The 22062-nt window shown below is 63.8% G+C and carries 29 protein-coding genes and 1 riboswitch; of the genes, 10 read left to right on the top strand and 19 right to left on the bottom strand.

Annotated features, from left to right (window positions below; genetic code table 11):
• Positions 1 to 82: 82 nt before the first annotated feature.
• Positions 83 to 1564, bottom strand: a complete 1482-nt coding sequence (gene dacB, locus ACEQXV_RS02060; RefSeq protein WP_370267655.1) for a D-alanyl-D-alanine carboxypeptidase/D-alanyl-D-alanine-endopeptidase — start codon at positions 1562 to 1564, stop codon at positions 83 to 85.
• 96 nt (positions 1565 to 1660) lie between these two features.
• Between dacB and ACEQXV_RS02055 the strand changes: the two genes are divergently transcribed.
• On the top strand, positions 1661 to 2509 hold the full coding sequence (locus ACEQXV_RS02055) for a DMT family transporter (RefSeq protein WP_370267654.1): 849 nt from the start codon (positions 1661 to 1663) through the stop codon (positions 2507 to 2509).
• Between the two features lie 8 nt (positions 2510 to 2517).
• Here the strand turns inward: ACEQXV_RS02055 and ACEQXV_RS02050 are convergent, their stop codons facing one another.
• Entirely contained in the window at positions 2518 to 3120 is a 603-nt protein-coding gene (locus ACEQXV_RS02050; RefSeq protein ID WP_370267653.1) for a nicotinate-nucleotide adenylyltransferase, read from the bottom strand.
• Positions 3121 to 3218: 98 nt separating this feature from the next.
• Between ACEQXV_RS02050 and nthA the strand changes: the two genes are divergently transcribed.
• The 4 genes from nthA (at position 3219) to ACEQXV_RS02030 (ending at position 5881) form a co-directional block, all read left to right on the top strand.
• Positions 3219 to 3860 carry a nitrile hydratase subunit alpha gene (gene nthA, locus ACEQXV_RS02045; protein WP_370252648.1) on the top strand — a complete coding sequence of 214 codons (642 nt, stop codon included), beginning with the start codon at positions 3219 to 3221 and terminating at the stop codon, positions 3858 to 3860.
• Complete coding sequence (nthB, locus tag ACEQXV_RS02040) at positions 3860 to 4513, top strand: nitrile hydratase subunit beta (RefSeq protein ID WP_370267651.1); 654 nt, start codon at positions 3860 to 3862, stop codon at positions 4511 to 4513. The genes nthA and nthB overlap by 1 nt, the downstream gene beginning before the upstream one ends.
• On the top strand, positions 4500 to 4844 hold the full coding sequence (locus ACEQXV_RS02035; protein WP_370252644.1) for a nitrile hydratase accessory protein: 345 nt from the start codon (positions 4500 to 4502) through the stop codon (positions 4842 to 4844). Before nthB ends, ACEQXV_RS02035 begins: the two co-directional genes overlap by 14 nt.
• A gap of 158 nt (positions 4845 to 5002) precedes the next feature.
• Positions 5003 to 5881, top strand: a complete 879-nt coding sequence (locus ACEQXV_RS02030; RefSeq protein WP_370267650.1) for a GNAT family N-acetyltransferase — start codon at positions 5003 to 5005, stop codon at positions 5879 to 5881.
• A gap of 15 nt (positions 5882 to 5896) precedes the next feature.
• On the opposite strand, the gene ACEQXV_RS02025 is transcribed toward ACEQXV_RS02030, so the two are convergent.
• Both ACEQXV_RS02025 and ACEQXV_RS02020 read right to left on the bottom strand, forming a co-directional pair.
• Positions 5897 to 7324, bottom strand: a complete 1428-nt coding sequence (locus ACEQXV_RS02025; protein WP_370267647.1) for a C69 family dipeptidase — start codon at positions 7322 to 7324, stop codon at positions 5897 to 5899.
• Positions 7325 to 7400: 76 nt separating this feature from the next.
• Complete coding sequence (locus ACEQXV_RS02020; RefSeq protein WP_370252639.1) at positions 7401 to 7790, bottom strand: hypothetical protein; 390 nt, start codon at positions 7788 to 7790, stop codon at positions 7401 to 7403.
• Between the two features lie 185 nt (positions 7791 to 7975).
• Here ACEQXV_RS02020 and ettA point away from each other — a divergent pair, with 185 nt between their 5' ends.
• From ettA to ACEQXV_RS02005, 3 genes are all read left to right on the top strand, one after another.
• Entirely contained in the window at positions 7976 to 9631 is a 1656-nt protein-coding gene (ettA, locus tag ACEQXV_RS02015; protein ID WP_370252638.1) for an energy-dependent translational throttle protein EttA, read from the top strand.
• Positions 9632 to 10065: 434 nt separating this feature from the next.
• Positions 10066 to 10515 carry a thioredoxin TrxC gene (gene trxC, locus ACEQXV_RS02010; RefSeq protein ID WP_370252636.1) on the top strand — a complete coding sequence of 150 codons (450 nt, stop codon included), beginning with the start codon at positions 10066 to 10068 and terminating at the stop codon, positions 10513 to 10515.
• 198 nt (positions 10516 to 10713) lie between these two features.
• The gene (locus tag ACEQXV_RS02005; protein ID WP_372525065.1) at positions 10714 to 11217 is read left to right on the top strand and encodes a histidine phosphatase family protein; all 504 of its coding nucleotides are present in this window, start codon (positions 10714 to 10716) and stop codon (positions 11215 to 11217) included.
• On the opposite strand, the gene yciA is transcribed toward ACEQXV_RS02005, so the two are convergent.
• On the bottom strand, positions 11214 to 11609 hold the full coding sequence (gene yciA / locus ACEQXV_RS02000) for an acyl-CoA thioester hydrolase YciA (protein WP_370252633.1): 396 nt from the start codon (positions 11607 to 11609) through the stop codon (positions 11214 to 11216). The two genes, ACEQXV_RS02005 and yciA, sit on opposite strands and share 4 nt — an antisense overlap.
• 122 nt (positions 11610 to 11731) lie before the next feature.
• On the opposite strand from yciA, the gene ACEQXV_RS01995 reads away from it, so the two are divergent.
• Positions 11732 to 12256: a DUF4329 domain-containing protein gene (locus tag ACEQXV_RS01995; protein ID WP_370252631.1), complete on the top strand. Its 525-nt coding sequence runs from the start codon at positions 11732 to 11734 to the stop codon at positions 12254 to 12256.
• Positions 12257 to 12372: 116 nt separating this feature from the next.
• Here the strand turns inward: ACEQXV_RS01995 and gcvP are convergent, their stop codons facing one another.
• Genes gcvP through gcvT form a run of 3 tightly spaced genes read right to left on the bottom strand, consistent with a single transcriptional unit; the run spans position 12373 to position 16716 of the window.
• Positions 12373 to 15222, bottom strand: coding sequence for an aminomethyl-transferring glycine dehydrogenase (gene gcvP, locus ACEQXV_RS01990; protein WP_370267645.1), 2850 nt, complete (start codon positions 15220 to 15222; stop codon positions 12373 to 12375).
• A 12-nt stretch (positions 15223 to 15234) separates the two neighbouring features.
• Positions 15235 to 15594, bottom strand: coding sequence for a glycine cleavage system protein GcvH (gcvH, locus tag ACEQXV_RS01985; RefSeq protein WP_370251014.1), 360 nt, complete (start codon positions 15592 to 15594; stop codon positions 15235 to 15237).
• 21 nt (positions 15595 to 15615) lie between these two features.
• Entirely contained in the window at positions 15616 to 16716 is a 1101-nt protein-coding gene (gene gcvT / locus ACEQXV_RS01980) for a glycine cleavage system aminomethyltransferase GcvT (protein WP_370251015.1), read from the bottom strand.
• A gap of 142 nt (positions 16717 to 16858) precedes the next feature.
• Positions 16859 to 16948, bottom strand: a riboswitch (glycine riboswitch).
• Positions 16949 to 17023: 75 nt separating this feature from the next.
• Here gcvT and ACEQXV_RS01975 point away from each other — a divergent pair.
• On the top strand, positions 17024 to 17593 hold the full coding sequence (locus ACEQXV_RS01975) for a gamma-glutamylcyclotransferase family protein (protein ID WP_370251016.1): 570 nt from the start codon (positions 17024 to 17026) through the stop codon (positions 17591 to 17593).
• A 55-nt stretch (positions 17594 to 17648) separates the two neighbouring features.
• Here ACEQXV_RS01975 and rpmD read toward each other — a convergent pair whose 3' ends face one another.
• The 11 genes from rpmD to rpmC all read right to left on the bottom strand — a co-directional run bounded on the left by rpmD (position 17649) and on the right by rpmC (position 21984).
• A complete protein-coding gene (gene rpmD, locus ACEQXV_RS01970; RefSeq protein WP_370251017.1) occupies positions 17649 to 17837 on the bottom strand; it encodes a 50S ribosomal protein L30 in 189 nt (62 codons plus the stop codon).
• A 12-nt stretch (positions 17838 to 17849) separates the two neighbouring features.
• On the bottom strand, positions 17850 to 18422 hold the full coding sequence (gene rpsE / locus ACEQXV_RS01965) for a 30S ribosomal protein S5 (RefSeq protein WP_370267643.1): 573 nt from the start codon (positions 18420 to 18422) through the stop codon (positions 17850 to 17852).
• A gap of 144 nt (positions 18423 to 18566) precedes the next feature.
• Positions 18567 to 18926 carry a 50S ribosomal protein L18 gene (rplR, locus tag ACEQXV_RS01960; RefSeq protein WP_370267642.1) on the bottom strand — a complete coding sequence of 120 codons (360 nt, stop codon included), beginning with the start codon at positions 18924 to 18926 and terminating at the stop codon, positions 18567 to 18569.
• Positions 18927 to 18937: 11 nt separating this feature from the next.
• A complete protein-coding gene (gene rplF, locus ACEQXV_RS01955; protein WP_370267641.1) occupies positions 18938 to 19471 on the bottom strand; it encodes a 50S ribosomal protein L6 in 534 nt (177 codons plus the stop codon).
• A gap of 12 nt (positions 19472 to 19483) precedes the next feature.
• Positions 19484 to 19876: a 30S ribosomal protein S8 gene (gene rpsH, locus ACEQXV_RS01950; protein ID WP_370267663.1), complete on the bottom strand. Its 393-nt coding sequence runs from the start codon at positions 19874 to 19876 to the stop codon at positions 19484 to 19486.
• 15 nt (positions 19877 to 19891) lie between these two features.
• Positions 19892 to 20197, bottom strand: coding sequence for a 30S ribosomal protein S14 (gene rpsN / locus ACEQXV_RS01945; protein WP_370267639.1), 306 nt, complete (start codon positions 20195 to 20197; stop codon positions 19892 to 19894).
• Positions 20198 to 20218: 21 nt separating this feature from the next.
• A complete protein-coding gene (rplE, locus tag ACEQXV_RS01940) occupies positions 20219 to 20782 on the bottom strand; it encodes a 50S ribosomal protein L5 (RefSeq protein WP_370267638.1) in 564 nt (187 codons plus the stop codon).
• The gene (gene rplX / locus ACEQXV_RS01935) at positions 20775 to 21086 is read right to left on the bottom strand and encodes a 50S ribosomal protein L24 (RefSeq protein ID WP_370267637.1); all 312 of its coding nucleotides are present in this window, start codon (positions 21084 to 21086) and stop codon (positions 20775 to 20777) included. Before rplX ends, rplE begins: the two co-directional genes overlap by 8 nt.
• A gap of 1 nt (position 21087) precedes the next feature.
• Positions 21088 to 21456, bottom strand: coding sequence for a 50S ribosomal protein L14 (gene rplN / locus ACEQXV_RS01930; RefSeq protein WP_007427594.1), 369 nt, complete (start codon positions 21454 to 21456; stop codon positions 21088 to 21090).
• 76 nt (positions 21457 to 21532) lie between these two features.
• On the bottom strand, positions 21533 to 21763 hold the full coding sequence (rpsQ, locus tag ACEQXV_RS01925) for a 30S ribosomal protein S17 (protein WP_071688947.1): 231 nt from the start codon (positions 21761 to 21763) through the stop codon (positions 21533 to 21535).
• A gap of 14 nt (positions 21764 to 21777) precedes the next feature.
• Positions 21778 to 21984 carry a 50S ribosomal protein L29 gene (gene rpmC, locus ACEQXV_RS01920; RefSeq protein ID WP_370267635.1) on the bottom strand — a complete coding sequence of 69 codons (207 nt, stop codon included), beginning with the start codon at positions 21982 to 21984 and terminating at the stop codon, positions 21778 to 21780.
• Positions 21985 to 22062: the final 78 nt, after the last annotated feature.

Here is a 22062-nt window from a genome sequence, read left to right as displayed (position 1 = left end):
GGCCTAATCCCTCTACGCCATGCCCGGTCACTCAAGGCCAGAAAACGCCCCCTGTCGCGCCCGTTTGCGACCAATTCCCCTTTCAGGCGTGCATCGCCGCCCAACGTTCGATCAGCGCCTGCTGAAGCTGCTTGGCACGGGTGTTGTAGCTGCGCGCGCCGGGCGGGCGTTCTTCGACAGACGGGTCGAAGGTATCGCGACGGGGAAGATCACCGCAGAAAATGGCAAAGGCCAGGTCCCGCCCGCCCTCGATCCTCACGAAGCCTGCAAGCGTGGAGACGAAGTAGAGCGTGCCGGTCTTGGCAACCACCGAAGCCGGATGATCCTCGATCGGCGTGCCCTGTTCGTCCCGGATGGGAATGGGCTTCATGATCCGACGCAGGCCGCCATTTGCCCCGGTGCCCACCAATGCACGCACCATCTCTCGCGTGGAAATGCGGCTGTCCTCGCTCAGGCCCGAGTGATCCAGGAACCGCGCCCGGCGCACGCCGAACCGCGCCTGCATCCAGTCGCCCATGAGCGCGGCGGAGTGCGGCAGGCTTTCGGGGCGGGTGCCGCCCGCCTGTGTCGCCAGAAGGCCCACGACCTCGGCGGTCAGGTTGGTCGACCAGCGCATCATGCCGCGCAGGATGTCTTCCAGCGGTTCGGAAACATGCACCGCCATGACAAGCCCGGCATCGGGCGGGGTGCCGCCGAATTGCGGCGCATCGAGCACGATCCCGCGCGAACGCGCCAGGACCTGGAACACCTCGGCGGTGTAAAGGTGTGGCTGGCGCACCGGCAGCCAGCGCGCGCCTTCCTGTCCAAGAGCCCCGCGCGCGACGGTCCATTCCTCTCGCCCGTCGCCCGGTTCGTAGGCGTAGACAGGCGCGCCCCGATCAACGACCTGCATGCGGGTCATGGTAACGGGCGGGCTGATCGACTGTGACCGGGCATCCATGCTGACCTGGTAGCCCTCACTTCCCCGCCGCCATTCGAAATGCACCCGGTTGAAGTTGAGGTTCAGCCCCGACACCGAGGGGTTATAGCCCACGTGGATCGGCTGTTCGGGGTCAATGGCTTCGATATGGGGCACGGCGTCATGCACAACGTGGAAAGCGCCCGTGACTTCGCGCACCCCGGCGTCGGCGAGGTCGCGCGCCATGTCGTTGAGCGCATCGGTGTCCAGCACCGGATCCGCTCCGCCGACCAGCCACAGATCCCCGTCGAGCCGCCCGTTGGTCAGCACGCCATCGGCGATCAACCGGGTTCGGAACCGGTAACCCGGGCCGAGCCGATCGAGTGCATAGGCTGCCGACATCGCCTTGGTGACGGACGCGGGCGGCAGCGCGAGAAGAGGGTTCACGGCTTCCAGCACCTCTCCGGTGCGGGCATCCGCCACCACGCAGGACACCGCCCCACCCAGATCGGCGCGGGCAATGATCTCGGCGGCCGAGGGCAATGTGCGAAGGTGAAACCCGTCCGGTCGCCGCCACGGGATGCGCGACACTTCGGGGGGCATGGCGAAGGCACCTTGTGCCATACCGGCAAGGGCGCCGCCAAGGAATGCGCGTCTAGAAACCATCTTGCTCAAAATTCTTGTCGTCCGGGGCAACTAAACCCCAGGGCGGGCCGTCACTCAAGCCTTTCGGTGCCATCCGATTGCGCATATGGGAAAGCCATGACCCAATCGCTCGCCCGCGCACTTCCCCTGATGCTGGTGGCCATGTGCCTGATCCCGCTTGGCGACAGCGCCGGGCGGATCCTGGGGGCGTTTCACGGGGTGAACCCACTTTTTACGGCATGGAGCCGCTTTGGCCTGGGCTTCCTGCTGCTGGCCCCGTTCGCGCTGTCCTGGCGCGCCCTGGGATTGCTGGGCGACTGGCGCATCTGGCTGCGGGCGCTGTTTCTGGTCGGGGGAATTTCCAGCATCCTCATGGCCGTCAAGACCGAGCCCATCGCCAATGTCTTCGGAGCGTTCTTCGTGGGCCCCATCCTGGGGTATTTCCTGTCGGCCCTCTTCCTGCGCGAACCGATCACGCCCCTTCGGACCAGCCTGCTGATGATCGGCTTTTGCGGAGTTCTGCTGGTGGTCAAACCCGGTTTCGGCATGACACCAGGCCTGGGGTTCGCGGTACTGGCAGGCTGCTTTTACGGCTGTTACCTGACCGCCTCTCGCTGGTTGTCGGGGGTGGGGCGGCCCAAGGATCTGCTGATTACCCAGCTTCTGATCGGCACGGCGCTGCTCTTGCCGCTCGGGGCACCGAGTTGGCCGCCCGTCACGGGCGACGTGGCGGTCTGGACGCTGGTGTCCGCGCTCGGCTCGGCGCTTGGGAACCTGCTGCTGATCATCGCCTTGGGGCTGGCACCTGCGTCGCGGCTCGCGCCCTTCGTCTACATGCAGCTGGTTGCCGCGACAGTCCTTGGACTTGTCCTGTTCGGCGACTGGCCGGACCTCCTGGCCTTGCAAGGGCTTGGACTTATCCTGGCTTCGGGCCTCGCCACCCTCGCGCTTCGGCCCCATCGCTAGCCGCAGGCCTAGCGGGTCCAGTCACCGCGCTGACGGATCTCGGTCGAAGACACGTCCACCATCGGCACATTGAGGAAACACCAGGCAGGCGGCGGCTGGTGGGCAAGCCCCTTCGCGCCTGCGGCGGGCACCTTGAAGCGGCGGTAGATCTGCGCGGCCTTGGCCGTGCGGGCCGAAATCCGCTGCCCCGGTCGCGCAAGAACACCGACGGGCACGTTTTCCATGATCCAGTCCCACCTCTGCCAACGGTGGAACGAGGCCAGATTGTCGGCCCCCATCAACCAGACGAAGCGGACCCCCGGATAAAGCCGGAACAGCCCCTCCAGCGTTTCGGCGGTAAAGCGTGTGCCCAGATGTGCCTCGATATCCGTGGCCTCGATGCGGGGATGCCGGATGAGCGCGCGGGCCGCTGCCATCCTGCGCGCCAGGGGGGCCGGACCCTCTGCCTTAAGGGGATTTCCAGGGCTGACAAGCCACCAGACCCGGTCAAGCCCAAAGCGCTTCAACGCCTCGCGGCTGACATGCACATGCCCTTCATGCGGCGGGTCGAAGGACCCTCCGAACAGCCCCACGGTCATCGAGGGGCGGGCATATGGCAAGCCGGCGCGCATGAATGCCCTTGATACGCCCCCCAAGCGCCCTGTCCAGCCCCCACGGTGCTTGACAGCCCCTCAGTCCTGACCTTCCCTTGGCGCAAAGGAGACGCCCGATGTCCACGTTCGACAGCAAGCACGCTGCCCATCTGCACCGCCATATCCATTCGCATCTGCCAAGCGACCCGGCGCTAAGGGTGAAGGCACTGGAAAGCCTGGCCGTCGAAAAGGGGCTGATTGCACCCGAGACCATAGATGCCTGGGTCGAGGCCTATTCCGAACATATCGGCCCGATGCGCGGGGCGAAGGTGGTCGCGCGGGCCTGGGTTGACCCTGAGTTCAAGACACGCCTGTTGGAAGATGCCACGGCGGCCATCAAGGAGTTTGGCTTCGAAGGCAACGCGACGGGCCACCTCAAGGCTGTCGAGAACACAGACGACAGCCACAACATGGTCGTTTGCACGCTCTGTTCCTGCTACCCGTTCTCGATCCTCGGCATGTCGCCAGCCTGGTACAAATCCGCCGCCTACCGCGCCCGCGCCGTGCGCGAACCGCGCGCCGTGCTGGCCGAGTTTGGCGTGGACCTGCCCGAGGACGTGGCCGTCCGGGTCTGGGACAGCACCGCCGAGTTGCGCTATCTCGTGGTTCCTCAGCGCCCCGCCGGGACCGAAGACTGGGACGAGGAGCGTTTGGCCGGGATCGTCACCCGGAATTCGATGATCGGCACGGACCGGGTGTTGAAAGCGAGGGGCGCGTGATGGATGGCATCCACGATCTCGGCGGCAAAGAAGGTTACGGGCCGGTTCCGGTGACGGAGGGAGACGCGCCTTTCACCCATGACTGGGAACGGCGCATGTGGGGGCTGGCGCGCGAAGGTATCTGCCCCTCGATGACCATCGACTGGTTCCGGCATGGGTTGGAGGTGATGGTGCCGGGCGACTACCTGACCTTCTCCTACTTCCAGAAATGGGCCACGAACTACCTGATGCTGCTGGTCGATGCAGGGCAGATCACGCTGGAAGACCTGGAGCGTGGCTACGTGATCGAACCCGCCGACCCTGCCAGGGCCAAGACGGTCGACGAGATCGTCGAACAGGTGCGCCGCGCCTGCACCGATTTCTCCGTGCCAGAGGACGCGCCCGCGCGGTTTGCCCCGGGGGACAGCGTTCGGACCCTGCGCCGCGTGGACCATCCGCACACCCGCTTGCCTGCCTATGCCCGTGACTGCGCGGGGCAGGTCATCGCCCATCACGGCAGTCACCTTTTCCCCGACGAAGGCGCGCATAATCGCCACGTGGGCCAGCATCTCTACACGGTGAGCTTCTCGGCCCGCGAGCTATGGGGGCCAGATGCCAACCCGCGCGACTCGGTTACCCTTGAATTGTGGGAGAGCTACCTTGTTCCGGCCTGAAGACCCGCTTGCGCCCCGTGATCCGGTCTTCGAGGAAGCCTGGCAGGCACAGGTGCTGGCCATTGCCGACACCATGGTGCAGGCGGGCCGCTTCAGTGCCACGGATTGGGCCGAGACCCTAGGAGCCACCTTGCGCGCCGCCGAAGCGGCTGGCTTGCCAGATACAACCGCGACCTATTACGCCGCCGCCCTTGATACGCTGGAGCAGTTGACGACGCAGGTCACGGAGATCAGCGGGGCGGCGCTGGCCGATCGCAAATCACAATGGGTGCGGGCCTATGAGCGCACCCCGCACGGTCAGCCGGTGCTTTTGGAACGCGGCGAGGACTGACCCGGGCCAACCCTTTCGACCGGGGCGAGGTGCGGAGCCGATTTCGACGCGGAAAAGCGGCGCGACACGACGTGCATTCTTGCAAAAGAAAGAATACGAGGTTTGCCCGCCTCCACAATGCCGTTGCCCGAACGCTGCGAGGGCCTTAAGTCAGACCCATGACCGATGACATCCAGCGCGTCCGGCGCTTCAACCGCGCCGTCACCTCCGAGATCGGGGCGCTCGACAGCTCCTTCCTCGGGCTTGGCCGTCCTCTGGGGCCCACCCGGGTCCTCAATGCCATCGGGCACGGGTTTAACGATGTCGCGGCGATCCGTGACTACCTTGGCCTCGACTCGGGTCTCTTGAGCCGCATCCTGCGTGGACTGGAGGCCGAGGGCTTGCTGAGCATCGAGGCCAATCCAGTCGACAACCGCCGCCGAACGGCGCGGCTCACCCCGGAGGGCGAGGCTGCGTTCGGGGAATACGAAAGACTGGTCAATGCCCAGGCAGAGGACATCCTCAACCGGCACTCGCAGCGGCAGGCCCTGCTCGACGCGATGGACCTTGTCGCAACGGTGCTTGGGCAGGACCGGATCACGGTGGAGGAGGCAGACCCGCGCAGCCCGGACGCCAAGACCTGCCTTGCCCATTACTACGGTGAACTGGCCCGCCGCTTCGATACCGGCTTCGACGTGAACCTGTCGCGCGATCCCGATGCGCAGGACATGTTGCGCCCCCGTGGGGTGTTCCTGGTCGCCATGTCGGACGGCATGCCGATCGGTTGCGTGGGCCTGAAGGGGCATGGCGGCGAAGAGGCCGAAATCAAGCGGCTCTGGGTTGCCCCGGTTGCACGGGGGCTGGGGGTTGGTGCTCGGCTGATGGATAGTGTCGAGGAAGCCGCCCGGGACCTGGGCATTACGCTGCTGAGGCTCGACACGAATTCCGCCCTGCCCGAGGCCGCGCAGCTCTACCACAAGCTTGGCTGGACCGAGATAGAGCGGTTCAACGACGACCCCTACCCCGACATGTTCTTTGAAAAGCGCCTGGCCCCCTGAGGCCAGAGCGAAGGATCACCAGATCTGGTCAAAGCCCTTCGGCTGGCTTTCCGGGGGCAATGGCCCGCCTGCCGTCAGCTCTGCCTGCAACCCGTCGGCCAGGGCAATCACCATACGCAGCCCTTCGTTCAACTCGTGTGCGCTGGCCTGGGCCAGCAGGGCCTCGGCCGCATCGGCATTCCCCTGGGCCAGCAAGGCCCGCGCTGCGGCCTCTAGGGTTACTGCGATGCCCAGAAGACGGCCTTCCCGCCGGGCAAAGGCCCCGTGAATGCGCGCGAGGCACTCGGTCCCGGCCATGTGCATCAGGTAAAGAAGCCGCTTGCATTCCATCACGGCGGAGCGACTGGCCTCACCCGCCTGCGGCACCAGCGACAGCACATCCGACCCGCCCGCCAGAACCTTGCGCATGTCCATGAACCGATGAGACTCGCCCGTTGTGAGGTAACGGTGCGGGCCGAACTCTGGCGGCACGGCGCGCTGGCCCAGGAAGACGGGCGCGAGGGGCGCGGCGACGGCCCCGATGGGGGCATGCCACAGGGCACGCAGCGCCGGGTGACTCGGATCACGCAACGCCACGACTTGTCCGTATCCTGCCGTGTCGCCGGTCAGCCGCTCGGTCCGGATCGCCCAGGCCATGTCCGCGAAGGAGATACCACCATCATCGGCCCGCCGGGCCATGTCTTCTTCGATCCAGCGCAGACCGGGCCATCGGCCCTTGCCATCCCCGTAGACGGTGTTCGCATTGAAGGAGCCGCCCGCATACCACCCTTTCTCACGCGCGAAGCTCACGAAATTCGCGCTGTAAAGGAAATCGGGGTGGTCGGGCCTGTCCACGGGCACCTCCAGCACGTAGCCAGGCCGCGAGGCGCGGATACTGTCGGGCCCGAGCCGCTCGGCGACCCAGAGCCCCTGCCCGCCTGCGAACTGGATCATGACCCAGGCTTCGTGCTCATCGGCGAAAAGGTGGGAATTGCCGCCATAGCTGCTTTCCCCATGCTCGGCGATCAGCGCGGCACAGATTTCGACCGCTTCACGCGCGCTGCGGGCGCGTTCCAGCACGATCCGGGCCAGGTCGCTGTAGTTGGGGCCAGACTGATCCTTCGGCGTCATCGCGATCAGTTCGGGCCGCGACGTTGACCAGACATCACGCACTGCGACGCCGTGTTCGTTGAGCCCTCCATTGGTGATGGGGGCCGGAACGCCAAGATAGTAGGAATAGCTGACCCGGATATGAGCCGCCGTTCGCGGCGCTTGTTGGATGCGGATGCGGTGGCCGGGCATCTCGGCCCTTGGCCCCACGCCCACCTCAACCGTGGCATCGGGCGGATGATCCCGGGCAGGCATGATCTCAAGCCAGTGGGAAGAGGGCTCATCGCCGTAGCCTGCCAGCCAGGCATGCCCGTCCCGGCTGTGGTTGCGGCCGATATAGAGCGCGTAGCTCATGGCGTGTCTCCTTCCCTGTCGGCCCCAGTTTGCCGGAAACCGGGCCTGCGACAAGCGGGAAGGAGACCGGAGAGGGTCAGCGCGCGAAGGCGGTCACCACGGGCTGCGGCCCGGCATTGACCAGCGCATCGTAGCGCAGGACGATCCGGTTGATGTTGCGCGCAGGGCCGCGCAGGTCGATCCAGCGGGTGCATTCGCCGGGGCCGATCAGGGCGCGCACATTGGCATCTTGCCGCCCTCCATTCTGGAACACGATGTCGAGGTCGCGGAAATGCACCGCGCGGCCCGCCACGCAGATCCGAACGGAGCGATGAAGCGCATTTCCCTGGGCCAGGATCACGTCGGTTTCCGAATGATCGGCGACCGTGCGCGCACCAAGCAGGGTATCGGCGCTTACCGGCACGGCAGACAGGGCCGTTGCCAGCGAAAGAAGAGCAGCGGCGAGAGGTTGACGAATGGGTGTCATGGGTCGAACTCCTTTTTTGAAAATCCGCCGGGGCGGAGGCTTGAATAGCTCTTTCACGCGGACCAACGGGAGTTCCGTCGAAAAAAAATCCACGACTTGCGCAGCCTTCCGGGCTTGCCGCCCCCATTGCCCCCGTGCGGCCCCTTCGCTATCAGGGTCGGCAACGCGAATGCATGAGGGTTCCGATGGCTTCCTACCAGTACGTCTATCACATGGATGGCGTCTCCAAGACCTATCCCGGCGGCAAGAAATGCTTTGAAAACATCCGGCTGAGCTTCCTGCCCGGCGTCAAGATCGGCGTCGTCGGCGTGAACGGCGCGGGTAAGTCGACGCTGCTCAAGATCATGGCCGGAATCGACAAGGATTTCTCGGGCGAAGCCTGGGCTGCCGAGGGGGCCAAGGTTGGCTACCTGCCGCAGGAGCCGCAGCTCGAAGAAAGCCTGACGGTGCGCGAGAACGTGATGCTCGGCGTGGCAGAGAAAAAGTCCAAGCTCGACCGTTTCAACGAACTGGCGATGAACTACTCGGACGAAACCGCCGAGGAAATGGCACAGCTTCAGGACGAGATCGACGCGAACAACCTGTGGGACCTGGACAGCCAGATCGACGTGGCAATGGAAGCCCTGCGCTGCCCGCCCGACGACGCGATGCCCGCCAATCTTTCGGGCGGGGAACGGCGCCGGGTGGCGCTGTGCAAGCTTCTGCTGGAAGCGCCCGACATGCTGCTGCTGGACGAACCGACCAACCACCTGGACGCAGAAACCATTGCCTGGTTGCAGCAGCACCTCATCGACTACAAGGGCACCTGCCTGATCGTGACCCACGACCGGTACTTCCTCGATGACATCACCGGCTGGATCCTGGAACTCGACCGCGGCCGCGGCATTCCCTACGAGGGCAACTATTCCAGCTGGCTGGAACAGAAGGCCAAGCGCCTTGCGCAGGAAGCCCGCGAAGACAAGGCCAAGCAAAAGACCCTCGAACGCGAACTGGAATGGATCCGGCAGGGTGCCAAGGCGCGGCAAGCCAAATCGAAGGCCCGTATCCAGGCCTATAACGAGATGGCCAGCCAATCCGAGCGCGAGCAGATCAGCCGGGCCCAGATCGTCATTCCGTCAGGCCCGCGCCTCGGCTCGAAGGTTATCGAGGTCGAAGGGCTGGCCAAGCATTATGGCGATACCCAGCTTATCGAGGACCTCAGCTTCAGCCTGCCACCGGGCGGCATCGTCGGTGTGATCGGCCCCAACGGTGCCGGTAAGTCGACCCTCTTCCGCATGCTGACGGGGCAGGAACAACCCGATGCCGGAACCGTGGAATACGGCGATACGGTCAAGCTGTCCTATGTCGACCAGTCGCGCGACGCGCTCGACGACAAGGCCACGGTCTGGGAAGAGATTTCGGGCGGCGCGGAACTGATCGAACTGGGCGATGCGCAGGTCAACAGCCGTGCCTATTGTTCGTCCTTCAACTTCAAGGGCGGCGACCAGCAAAAGAAAGTTGGCCTGCTGTCGGGCGGGGAACGCAACCGCGTGCACATGGCCAAGCTGCTGAAGGAAGGCGGCAACGTGCTGCTCCTTGACGAACCGACAAACGATCTCGACGTGGAAACGCTGCGGGCGCTGGAAGACGCGCTGGAAAACTTCGCGGGCTGCGCGGTCATCATCTCTCACGACCGTTTCTTCCTCGACCGCCTGTGTACGCACATCCTGGCTTTTGAGGGCGAGGCCCACGTGGAATGGTTCGAAGGTAACTTCGAAGCCTACGAGGAAGACAAGAAGCGTCGGCTTGGCCCCGATGCGCTGGAGCCCAAGCGGGTCAAGTACAAGAAATTCGTGCGCTGACCGGTCACGAAACGACGCGCGAGGGGTGGGCGATTGCCCGCCCCTTTTTCGTTGGCAAAGTCGTGAAAGACCCCTGAAACGGAAGAGGCAGGAGACGCTATGGCTACGTCTCCTGCCTCAGTCCCGACTGCCAGTGGCTGCACTTGTGGTCCGTGAGCGATGTCACAAGTTGCCTTGGCCCACCAGCCGGCCGCGCCCTATTGTGGGGGCAGATGCGCGTCCGATTGAATGGCAGACCTAAGCTGCAGCATCCGGGTAGGTTGAGGATAGTCACGCACCCCACCCAACCCAATCGAGCAGCGGTATATGAACCCTATTCTTTGGTATATGAATCGAGAGCTCCTTGCCCGGCGGGGATAGGTAAAAGATGGCTCTTGCAGGTCTATTGTTTGCGCCCCATTTATTGACAACGTCAACATGAAGAAAGTCTTGCCATGTCCGGTTCCGCCAAAGTCACTTGCCTGGAATGTTCCGCCGTCAACCGCGTGCCCGTTGATCGACTGACGGCAGGGCCGAAATGCGGGGTTTGCGGGGCGAAGCTGACAGACGGCAAGGTTCGCGCGCTTGACCCCAAGGCGCTGGACAAGGCCACGAAATCCGATGACCTGCCCCTGCTGGTTGATTTCTGGGCGCCATGGTGTGGCCCCTGCCGGATGATGGCTCCGCAGTTCGAACAGGCGGCCCGAATGCTTGCCCCCAATGCGCGCTTTGCCAAGATCGACACGCAGGATTTTCCGCAGGTCAGCCAGAAATTCGGTATCCGAGGCATTCCGCTGCTCATACTTTTCCGGGGCGGCAAAGAGGTGGCGCGGCTCTCCGGTGCGCGCCCGGCACAGGAGATCGCTGACTTCGTGCGCAGCCACAGCGCCGCATCTGCCCGCTAGGAACGCCAGACATCGCAGCTCGGCACAACATGTTTCTCCATGCGGCAATCCTTTCCGGTGACTGCTCACAGGACACAGAGGGCAGCCGATTTGGACAGAGGCCTTGGCGTCATTTCCGGGGGCAGTGCCCGCCTGGTCCCACTTTCCGGGCAATCATGATAGGATCCCCCCGGAACTGTCGAAAAGGGGGGGCGGATCATGAAACACATTACGCGACGAAGCATGCTGGTTCTTGCCGGTGCCAGTCTGGCAGCTTGTAGCCGGGTATCCCAGCTGACGGGGCACAGCCTTGCCCCAAACACGCGCCTGATCATCTATCGTCACGGCGACCGGGACGGTGAAGACCTGAACGCCCTTGGCATGGCCCGCTCCGAGGCGATTGCCGCCGCGCTGGATGGCCTGCCCATCGATGTCATCTACAGCCCCGGCATTCAGCGCAATCTGGATACTGCCGCCCCGCTGGCCCAGGCCCGGGGAATGGAGATCACAAGGGCCGATCCAGCGACGATCGGGCGGCGGATTTCGCGTCTCTCGGCCGGGCGCAGCGTGGTGTGGGTCGGCAACCAGGGCAACATCAGGGACATCTGGGAAGCCCTTGGGCTGGAGAACCCGGCACCGCTTGAATACGGCAATCTCTACATCGTCACGACGGATGGCGCGGGGACGGTCATCATCGAGCGCCGACAGGTCGACGTGGATTAATCGGTCAGTTGCGGCACGGGCCGAGGCACGCCGTTTTCGTCGATGGCCACGAAGGTGAAAACGGCCTCGGTCACCTTTTCGCGTGCCCCGACGGCCCCGCGGCGCACCCAGGCTTCCACCTCGATCGCCATGGAGCTGCGGCCAACGCGCCGGATCCGGGTATAGACGCAAAGCACGTCGCCAACGCCGACGGGCCGGATGAATTTCATCGCATCGACGGCAACAGTGGTGCAGCGCCCCTGGGCGCGCTCCCGCGCCACGATCCCGCAGGCGATGTCCATCTGGCTCAGCACCCACCCGCCAAATATATCGCCGTTGCCGTTCATGTCGGCCGGCATGGCCACCGTGCGCAGGGTCAGGTCACCCTGGGGGGCATCCGTCGGTTCGCTCATTGTCGTGGGTCCTTTCGTGTCTGCTGTCACAGTGGCACTCGCGCCGGGCGCAAACAAGGCTGGCATGATCGCGGGGCCGGACTTATCGTTGTTCCCAGATTGAGTGATTTCGGAGCCCACCCATGCGCCTGATTTCAGCGCTGCTCGCCCTGGTCCTGACCACGCCCGCGGCCTTTGCACAAAGCGTCGAGGAAACCGAACTCGTTTACGCCCTGCTGCGGAACATGAACCAGCAATCGATCACGCATAACCGCGAGGTCTGCGGCTATATCGTGCGCACGCCTGCTGGCACGTTGGAGGTCAGCAAGGTCAGCTGGGGCGGGCCTGCCTCTTGTGCGACGATCCCGGTTCCGCCCGAATACACGATCATTTCGTCCTGGCACACACATGCGGCCTGGGCACCGGGTTATGATGGTGAGGTGCCATCCACCATAGATGTCGAAGGCGACATGGGCATGGGCATTAACGGATGGGTCTCCACGCCGGGCGGGCGGCTGTGGTTCATCAATGGCCAGACGGGGTTCATGTACCAGGTCTGCGGGCGCGACTGCCTGCCAACCGATCCAGGCTTTTACCCCGAGGAGCACGGGCCCGTGGAAAAACAGTACACGCTGGCACAGCTTCGGCGGCGCTTCAACGAACGCTAATCCCTGGCAAGGCGCTGCGTCGCCGCAGCGCGGACGCGCGATGCGCCGCATCGCGCCGGGGCCGCCTTTTTCAAAGGCGGCAGGAGCGGCGGGTCGACCCGCCGCCCCCTTTGGCTTCACTCGGCCGCGTCGAGATATTCTTCCAGCGGCGGGCAGGTGCAGACCAGGTGGCGGTCGCCCCAGGCATTGTCCACCCGGCCCACAGGCGGCCAGTACTTATCGACCCGGAAACTGCCCGGCGGGAAGCACCCCTGTTCGCGGCTATAGGGCCGGTCCCAGTCACCGATCAGAGCGTTGACCGTATGCGGCGCGTGCTTGAGCGGGTTGTTTTCCGCGTCCATCTCGCCCTTCTCGATCGCCGCGATTTCCTCGCGGATCGAGAGCATGGCGGTGATGAAGCGATCCAGCTCGGCCTTGGTCTCGCTCTCGGTCGGCTCGACCATCAGCGTTCCTGCCACGGGCCAGCTCATGGTTGGCGCGTGGAAGCCATTGTCGATAAGCCGCTTGGCAATGTCATCCACGGTCACATGGGCACTGTCGGCAAAGGGACGCGTGTCGAGGATGCATTCATGCGCAACCCGCCCCGCATGCCCCTTGAAGAGCACGTCATAGGACCCTTCCAGCCGCTTGGCGATGTAGTTGGCATTCAGGATCGCGACCTTGGTCGCCTGCGTCAGCCCCTCGCCCCCCATCATCAGGATATAGGCCCAGGAAATCGGTAGGATCGAGGCCGAGCCAAGCGGCGCGGCGCTGACCGGGCCCTCGGACCCGCCGGTTTCGGGATGACCCGGCAGGTGCGGTGCCAGGTGCGCCTTGACGCCGATAGGCCCCATGCCGGGGCCACCGCCGCCATGCGGGATGCAGAAGGTCTTGTGCAGGTTGAGGTGGCTGACATCGCCGCCGATATCGCCGGGGCGCACCAGGCCCACCATGGCGTTCATGTTGGCCCCGTCGATATAGACCTGGCCACCATGATCATGGGTGATCTGGCAGACTTCACGGACGGTCTCCTCGAACACGCCATGGGTCGAGGGATAGGTGATCATGCAGGCCGCCAGGCGGTCGCCCGCCGCTTCGGCCTTGGCACGGAAATCGTCCACGTCGATATCGCCGTTCTCGGCCGATTTCACCACCACGACCTGCATGCCCACCATCTGGGCCGAGGCCGGGTTGGTTCCGTGGGCCGAAACCGGGATCAGGCAGATATCCCGGCCACTGTCCCCGTTGGCCTTGTGATAGGCCTGGATCGTCAGCAGCCCGGCGTATTCCCCCTGCGCGCCGGACTTGGGCTGAAGGCTCATCGCGTCATAGCCGGTGATCTCGCACAGTTTCTCGCTCAGATCCTTCGCAAGCTCCGCAAAGCCCTCGGCCTGGCTGGCGGGCGCGAAGGGGTGCATGTTGGAAAACTCGGGCCAGGTGATCGGCATCATCTCGGCGGCGGCAGTGAGCTTCATCGTGCAGGAGCCGAGCGGAATCATGGCCCGGTCCAGCGCAAGGTCGCGATCCGCCAGACGGCGCATGTAGCGCATCATCTCGGTTTCCGCCCGGTTGAGGTGGAAAATCGGATGGGTCAGGTATTCCGACTGGCGCAGAAGCGGATCGGGGATACGGTACTCCGCCGTGAGACCCGCCTTGCGATCATGGATGCCGAAGGCTTTCCACAACCGCTCGATGGTCTGCGGCCGCGTGGTTTCATCCAGCGAGATCCCGATCCGGGTCTTGCCGATCCGGCGCAGGTTGATCCGCTCGCGGCGGGCGGCCTCGATGATTGCGCCCTGGAGCGGGCCAACATCGACGGTGATCGTATCGAAGAAGGACTCAGGCTCAACCGTGAAGCCCTGTTCCTCCAGCCCGCGCGCCACGCGCACCGCTTTGCGGTGAATGCGCTGCGCAATGGCCTTGAGCCCCTCGGGGCCGTGAAAGACGGCGTAGAAGCTGGCCATGTTCGCCAGCAGCGCCTGCGCGGTGCAGACGTTCGAGGTGGCTTTCTCGCGCCGGATGTGCTGCTCGCGGGTTTGTAGCGACAGGCGGTAGGCCTTGTTGCCCTGCGCGTCGATCGACACGCCCACGATCCGGCCTGGCATGTTGCGCTTGTAGGCGTCCTTGCAGGCCATGTAAGCCGCCGACGGCCCGCCAAAGCCCATGGGCACCCCAAAGCGCTGCGTGGAGCCGACGGCGATATCGGCCCCCATGGCGCCCGGTTCCTTGAGGATTGTCATAGCCAGCGGGTCGGCAATGACGATCCCGATGGCCTTGGCTTCGTGCAGACGAGCGATTTCATCGGTGAAGTCCCGCACGTGGCCATAGGTGCCGGGATACTGGAAGATCGCGCCAAAGACGGCCTCGGGGTCCAGGTCGTCGGGGCAGCCCACGACAATCTCGATCCCAAGCGGTTCGGCGCGGGTCTTCATCACCGCGATGTTCTGGGGATGGCAGTTTTCATCGACGAAAAAGCCTGTGGCCTTCGACTTCGCCACCCGCTGCGCCATGGTCATTGCCTCGGCCGCTGCCGTCGCTTCATCCAGAAGCGAGGCGTTGGCAATGTCGAGCCCGGTGAGATCGGTCACCATGGTCTGATAGTTCAGCAGGGCCTCCAGACGACCCTGGCTGATCTCGGGCTGGTAGGGCGTGTAGGCCGTGTACCAGGCGGGGTTTTCCAGGATGTTGCGCTGGATCGCCGGGGGGCAGACGGTGCCGTAGAAGCCCTGCCCGATCATGGTCGTGTAGACCTTGTTCTTCTTGGCAACCTGGCGCATGTGATAGAGCAGTTCGCGCTCGGACTTGGGCTTTCCGAAATCGAGCGGCTTTTCCTGGCGCAGGCTGGCCGGTACGGTCTGTTCGATCAGTTCGTCCAGATCCTTCACCCCCAGCACCTCGAACATCTCCGCCATTTCCGAGGGCGAAGGGCCGATGTGGCGGCGGTTAGCGAAATCGTAGGGTTTGTAATCCGTGGGGGTGAAGGCCATCTGGGTCTCTCCTCAGCCGATCATGTCCTTGTAGGCGGCTTCGTCCATGTAGTCGTCCATCTGCGACAGGTCGGCTGCCTTCATCTTGAAGAACCAGGCCTCGCCGAGGGCGTCTTCGTTGACCATGCCCGGGTTGTCGGCCAGCGCCTCGTTCACTTCGACGATCTCTCCGTCGAGCGGCGCGAGAATGTCGGAGGCCGCCTTGACGGACTCGATCACCACGATCTCGTCATCCTTGGAGACGGTCGTGCCCGCCTCGGGCAGTTCCACGAACACCACGTCGCCCAATTGGGTCGCGGCGTGTTCGGTGATGCCGACGACGACCAGGTCGCCTTCGACGCGCAGCCATTCGTGTTCTTCAGTGAATTTCATCGGGGTCTCTCCCTGTTGTCTTCAGCGTTTGTAGTCGGGTTTGTGGAAGGGCAGATCGGTCTGGGCGGCGGGCAGACGCTTGCCGCGAACCTCTCCGAAAAGGGTGGCATCTGCCGGGACGGAGCTGTCGATAAGGCCCATGGCAATGGGCGCAGCGATCGACGGGCCGAAGCCGCCCGAGGTGATAACACCAACCTCGCGACCACCCTCCGCTGCGTCGAACAGGACCACGCCACCGCGCATCGGGGCGCGCCCTTCTGGCCGCAGCCCTACTCGGCGGCGGGGGGCACCGTTCTGCATTTCATCGAGAATCCGGGCCGCGCCCGGGAAACCCCCTGCGCGGTCACCGCCAGCCCGGCGCACCTTGTTCACGGCCCAGGTCAGGCCCGCCTCGATGGGCGAGATATCTTCGGCCAGGTCATTGCCATAGAGCGGCATCCCGGCCTCCATCCGCAGGCTGTCGCGGGCGCCGAGGCCAATGGGCAGAACCTCTTCCATCTCCAGCAAGGCGGCAGCGAATTTTTCGGCGGCCTCGGCGGGAACCGAGATTTCATAACCATCTTCACCCGTGTAGCCAGAGCGCGAAATCCACAGCTCCACGCCCTGCCAGTCCACCTGCGCCACGTCCATGAACTTCATCTCGGACACAGAGGGCACCAGCCGCGCCAAAGCGGTTTCCGCCAGCGGGCCTTGAAGGGCCAGAAGGGCCCGGTCAGTCACTTCGACCACGCCGTCGACCGCGCCACGCATATGGGCAATGTCATGTTCCTTGCGCGAGGCATTGACCACGAGAAACAGGTCCCCCGCCCGCCGCGCGATCATCAGGTCATCGAGCACACCGCCCGCATCGTTGGTAAAAAGCCCGTAGCGCTGACGGCCCTGCTTCAGGCCCTGCACATCGACCGGCACCAGTGCCTCCAGCGCCTTATCCGCCGACAGCGGAAGCAAAACCTGCCCCATGTGGCTTACGTCGAAGAGCCCGGCCTTCTGCCGGGTATGCAGATGCTCGGCCATGACGCCGGCCGCGTATTGCACCGGCATCTCATAGCCCGCGAAGGGCACCATCTTGGCACCATGGGCCTCGTGCAAAGCCTTCAGCGGCAACTCTTTCAGATCGGTCATACGGCCTCCCAGTCTGGTACCGGGTCCGGCCCGGCATCGTCCATGCGTGCGGTATCGCACGACTCACGATGCCCCCTCTGTCCTGTCGCCTGAGATCGTTATCCCTTCGGCGGACGCGCGCGGCGCCACTCTCCAGAGTTTTGATGTCCATCAGGTCCTTGCGCCTGAGAGTTTACCGGGGCGGTTGCTCCTTCGGCACCGGCTCGAGACCGGATTCTCCCTGAGTGAACGAGCGACACATTAGCAAGGTTTGGCGACGTGTCCAGAGGGCTTGCATGCGGGCGCATACAACGCCATCTCTAGGCACATGTCCGATCCCTTCTTCTTCGGCTATGGCAGCCTCGTGAATCGTTCCACCCACAGTTACCCCCGCGCGGCCCGCGCGACGGTGACCGGATGGGCGCGTGAATGGAAGAAATCCAAGCTGCGTCGCGTGGCCTTCCTGACAGCCGTCGAGGCGCATGGCGAAGAAATTGACGGGCTGATCGCGGCGGTTCCCGGCGCCGATTGGGTAGCTCTCGATGAACGCGAACGGGCCTATGACCGCCTGCCTGTCGCCCAGATCAGGCATGCACACCCGCCCCTGCCCGACATCCAGATTTACCGGGCCCGGGCTGACCATATCGAACATGAGACCGGCGAACACGTGATGCTGCAAAGCTATATCGACGTGGTGGTGCAGGGCTACCTGAGAGAGTTCGGGGTCGAGGGCGCAGACCGCTTCTTCGCGACCACCCATGGCTGGGACATGCCCATCTGCCGCGACCGCGAAAACCCGGTCTATCCGCGACATCAACGCCTGACCACGGAAGAACGCGATTTCGTGGACGATCGCCTAGTGCGCCTCGGCGCGGCCTTCACGGATCGTCGGCCCTGAAACGAAAACGCCCCGATCTGACGATCGGGGCGCTTCCTTAATCTGTCAGAGCGGCTTAGTCGCGCTCTTCGATGATCTCGACCAGGTGCGGGATCTTGTTGACCATACCGCGCACGGACGGCGTGTCTTCCAGTTCCCGGGTCTTGTGCATCTTGTTCAGGCCCAGGCCGATCAGCGTCTGACGCTGGATGGCGGGGCGGCGGATCGGGCTGCCGATCTGCTTGACGACGATGGTTTTTGCCATGGGTCGATCTCCTTACGCTTCGGCTGCTTCAGAAGCGGCTTCACCTTCCGGCTTGCGCAGGATGTCGGCCACTTTCGTGCCGCGACGAGCCGCAACCTGACGCGGGGAGGCTTCCTGCTGAAGCCCGTCCAGCGTGGCGCGGATCATGTTGTAGGGGTTCTGCGAACCGGTCGACTTGGCAACCACGTCCTTGATGCCCAGCATTTCGAACACGGCGCGCATCGGACCACCTGCGATGATCCCGGTGCCTTCCGGCGCGGTGCGCATGGTGACCTTGCCGGCGCCATGATGGCCCTTGATGTCGTGGTGCAGGGTGCGGCCTTCCTTCAGCGGCACACGGATGAGCTGGCGCTTGGCCTGCTCGGTGGCCTTGCGGATGGCCTCGGGGACCTCCTTGGCCTTGCCCTTGCCGAAGCCGACACGGCCACGCTGGTCGCCCACAACCACGAGGGCTGCGAAGCCGAAGCGCTTACCACCCTTGACGGTCTTGGACACACGGTTGATCGCAACCAGGCGATCTGCGAATTCCGGGGTTTCCTCGCGCTCTTCGCGGCGACGGCCCCGGCGCTGTTCACGTTCTGCCATTGGTTTGGCATCCTTTCATTGGTGGCGCGCTTGCACGACGCCGGTTTGTCTCAATCGAAGTGGACCGCGAGGCGGCCCCCCGATCATCGAGGCGGCACCTGTGACAGCGCCGCCTGCAAGAGACCCAAGCGAGGGTCTCGGGTCTTAGAACTTCAGACCACCTTCACGCGCGGCGTCGGCCAGAGCCTTCACCTTGCCGTGGAAGAGGAAGCCGCCGCGATCGAAGTAGCACTCTTCGACGCCCTTGGCCTTGGCACGCTCGGCGATTGCCGCGCCCACCTTGGCTGCCGCTTCGACGTTGTTCTTGCCGACCACGCCCAGGTCTTTCTCCATCGAGGAGGCAGAGGCCAGGGTGACGCCAGACACGTCGTCGATCAGCTGCACGCTGATGTTCTTGTTCGAGCGGTGGACCGACAGGCGCGGACGCCCGTTTGCCATTTTCCGCAGCTTGTTCCGGACGCGCAGGCGGCGTTTCTGGAACAGGACTTGTTTGCTGTTTGCCATGGTTCGCGCCTTTACTTCTTCTTGCCTTCCTTACGGAAGATGTACTCATCCTTGTAGCGGATGCCTTTGCCCTTGTAGGGCTCGGGCTTGCGCCACTCGCGGATGTTTGCTGCCACTTGACCGACCTCTTGCTGGTCGATGCCTTCGATGATGATTTCGGTCGGCTTCGGCGCGGTCACGGTGATACCGGCCGGAACCTCGAAGTTCACGTCATGCGACAGGCCGAGCGACAGTTTCAGGACGTTACCCTGCATCTGCGCACGATAACCCACACCCTGGATCTCCAGCTCTTTCTTGAAGCCGTCGGTCACGCCGGTCACGAGGTTCGCGACCTGAGTGCGCGACATGCCCCACTGCTGGCGGGCCCGCTTGGACTTGCCGCGCGGGGTCACCACGACAGCATTGTCTTCCACGGTGATGGTCACATCGTCGGTTGCGGTGAAGCTGCGGGTGCCCTTGGGGCCCTTCACTTCAACGGTCTGGCCCGAGACGGATGCCGAAACACCCGACGGCAGCTCGACCGGTTTCTTACCAATACGAGACATTGCCAAACCTCCTTAGAACACGGTGCAGAGCACTTCGCCGCCAACATTGGCGCCGCGGGCTGCTGCATCCGACATCACGCCCTTGGACGTGGAGACGATGGACACGCCCAGACCCTGACGGACCTGCGGAATGTCATTCACGCTCATGTACACGCGACGACCGGGCTTGGAGACACGCTTAAGCTCGCGGATCACCGGCTGGCCTTCGTAGTACTTGAGGCTGATTTCGATGGTGGGATGGCCGTTTGCATCCGTGCCACGCTCGTAGCCGCGGATGTAGCCTTCGTCGGCCAGCACATCCAGAACCCAAGCGCGCAGCTTCGATGCCGGGGTCGACACGGTCGACTTGCCACGCATCTGGGCGTTGCGGATACGGGTCAGCATATCACCGATAGGATCGTTCATCATATCAAACCCTCCTTACCAGCTCGACTTGACCATGCCGGGGATCTGGCCGTTCGAGGCCAGGTCACGCAGCTTGATCCGCGACATTTTCAGCTTGCGATAGTACGCCTTGGGGCGACCGGTCAGCTGGCAGCGGTTGTGCAGACGGGTGGCAGAGCTATTGCGAGGCAGCTTCGCCAGTTTCAGGCGTGCCTTGAAGCGCTCTTCCATCGGCCGCTCTTCATCATTCGCGATTTCCTTCAGCGCAGCGCGCTTGGCGGCATACTGAGCCACCAGACGCTGACGCTTCAGCTCGCGTTCGACCATTGCTTTTTTAGCCATGTTCTACTTCCTCTCCGCGGCTCAGCTGTTGAACGGCATGTTGAACAGCTTCAACAGCGCCTTGGCTTCCGCGTCGGTTTTCGCGGTGGTGGTGATCACGATGTCCAGACCCCAGACCTCATCGACCTTGTCGAAGTCGATCTCGGGGAACACGATGTGTTCCTTCATGCCCATGGCGTAGTTGCCACGGCCGTCGAAGGACTTGCCCGACACGCCGCGGAAGTCGCGGATGCGGGGCATTGCAATCGTGATCAGGCGGTCGAGGAATTCGTACATGCGGTCACCACGCAGGGTCACCTTGGCGCCGAGCGGCATGCCTTCGCGAACGCGGAAGCCTGCGATCGACTTGGAGGCCTTGGTTACCACGGCCTTCTGGCCGGCGATGGCGGTCAGGTCTTCCTGGGCCGACTTGGCCTTCTTGGAATCCTTCACGGCCTCGGCCCCGCAGCCGATGTTCAGGACGATCTTGTCCAGGCGCGGGATCTGCATGTCGTTGGAGTACGAGAACTCTTCCTTCAGCGCTGCGCGGATCGAGTCCTTGTAGAGCGCTTTCAGACGCGGGGTGTAGGTAGCGGAATCAAGCATCGATCACGTCCCCCGTGGTCTTGGCGTAACGGACCTTCTTGTCGCCTTCCATGCGGAAGCCAACGCGGGTCGCTTTGCCGTTTGCGTCGAGAAGGGCCAGGTTCGACAGCTGGATCGGCACTGCCTTCGGCAGGCGGCCGCCCTGTTCGGTCTGGCTCTGGCGGGTGTGGCGGATGGCCATGTTGATGCCTTCCACGACAGCTTTGCCGGCCTTGGGGTCGACGGAAGTAATGGTGCCTTCCTTGCCCTTGTCCTTGCCAGCGAGCACGACGACCTTGTCGCCGGTTTTCAGCTTAGCAGCCATCTTACAGCACCTCCGGGGCGAGCGAGATGATCTTCATGAAGTTCTTGGCACGCAGTTCGCGCACGACCGGCCCGAAGATACGGGTGCCGACCGGTTCACCTGCGTTGTTCAGGATCACGGCGGCGTTGCGGTCAAAGCGGATTGCGGTACCGTCTTCACGGCGAACTTCCTTGGCGGTGCGCACGACGACGGCCTTGCGGACGTCCCCTTTCTTCACGCGGCCGCGCGGGATGGCTTCCTTCACCGAGACGACAATGATGTCGCCGACGGAGGCGTATTTACGCTTGGAACCACCCAGGACCTTGATGCACTGCACCCGGCGAGCGCCGGAGTTGTCAGCGACATCCAGATTGGTCTGCATCTGGATCATGTGGTTTCTCCCGACCTGTGGGGGCTGGTCTTGTTTAATCCCCCAGGGTTTCGATCAAACTGAAAGGATCAGCACCTTAGTTGGCGATGACTTCCCAGCGTTTCGACTTCGAGATGGGGGCACATTCCTGGATACGGACGGTATCACCCACCTTGAAAGTGTTGTTTGCATCGTGAGCCCGGTACTTCTTGGACTTACGGATGGTCTTCTGCAGCACGGGGTGCTTGAAGCGGCGTTCGACAGACACGGTGACGGTCTGCTCGTTCTTGTCGCTGGTGACGGTGCCGGTAAGGATACGTTTGGGCATCTGAGTGGCTCCTCTTACTCGGCCGACGCAGCAGCGGCTGCTTTTTCGTTCAGGATGGTCAGGACGCGGGCGGTATCGCGGCGGACCTGACGCATGCGCGCGGTGTTTTCCAGCTGGCCGGTGGCCTGCTGGAAGCGCAGGTTGAACGATTCTTTCTTCAGATTGACGAGCTCTTCCCGGAGCTGATCCGGGGTCTTGTCACGCAGTTCAGTGGCGCTCATTCGCCTTCTTCCTTTTCTCAAAACACCAGCGAGCCCCGCAATGGGTCACCCGTTGACCTGGTGGATGAATGACAAACG

Origin of the sequence: Nioella sp. (assembly GCF_964229645.1) — a bacterium.
Taxonomy (GTDB): Bacteria; Pseudomonadota; Alphaproteobacteria; order Rhodobacterales; family Rhodobacteraceae; genus Nioella.
This window is presented reverse-complemented; position numbering and strand designations above follow the sequence as displayed.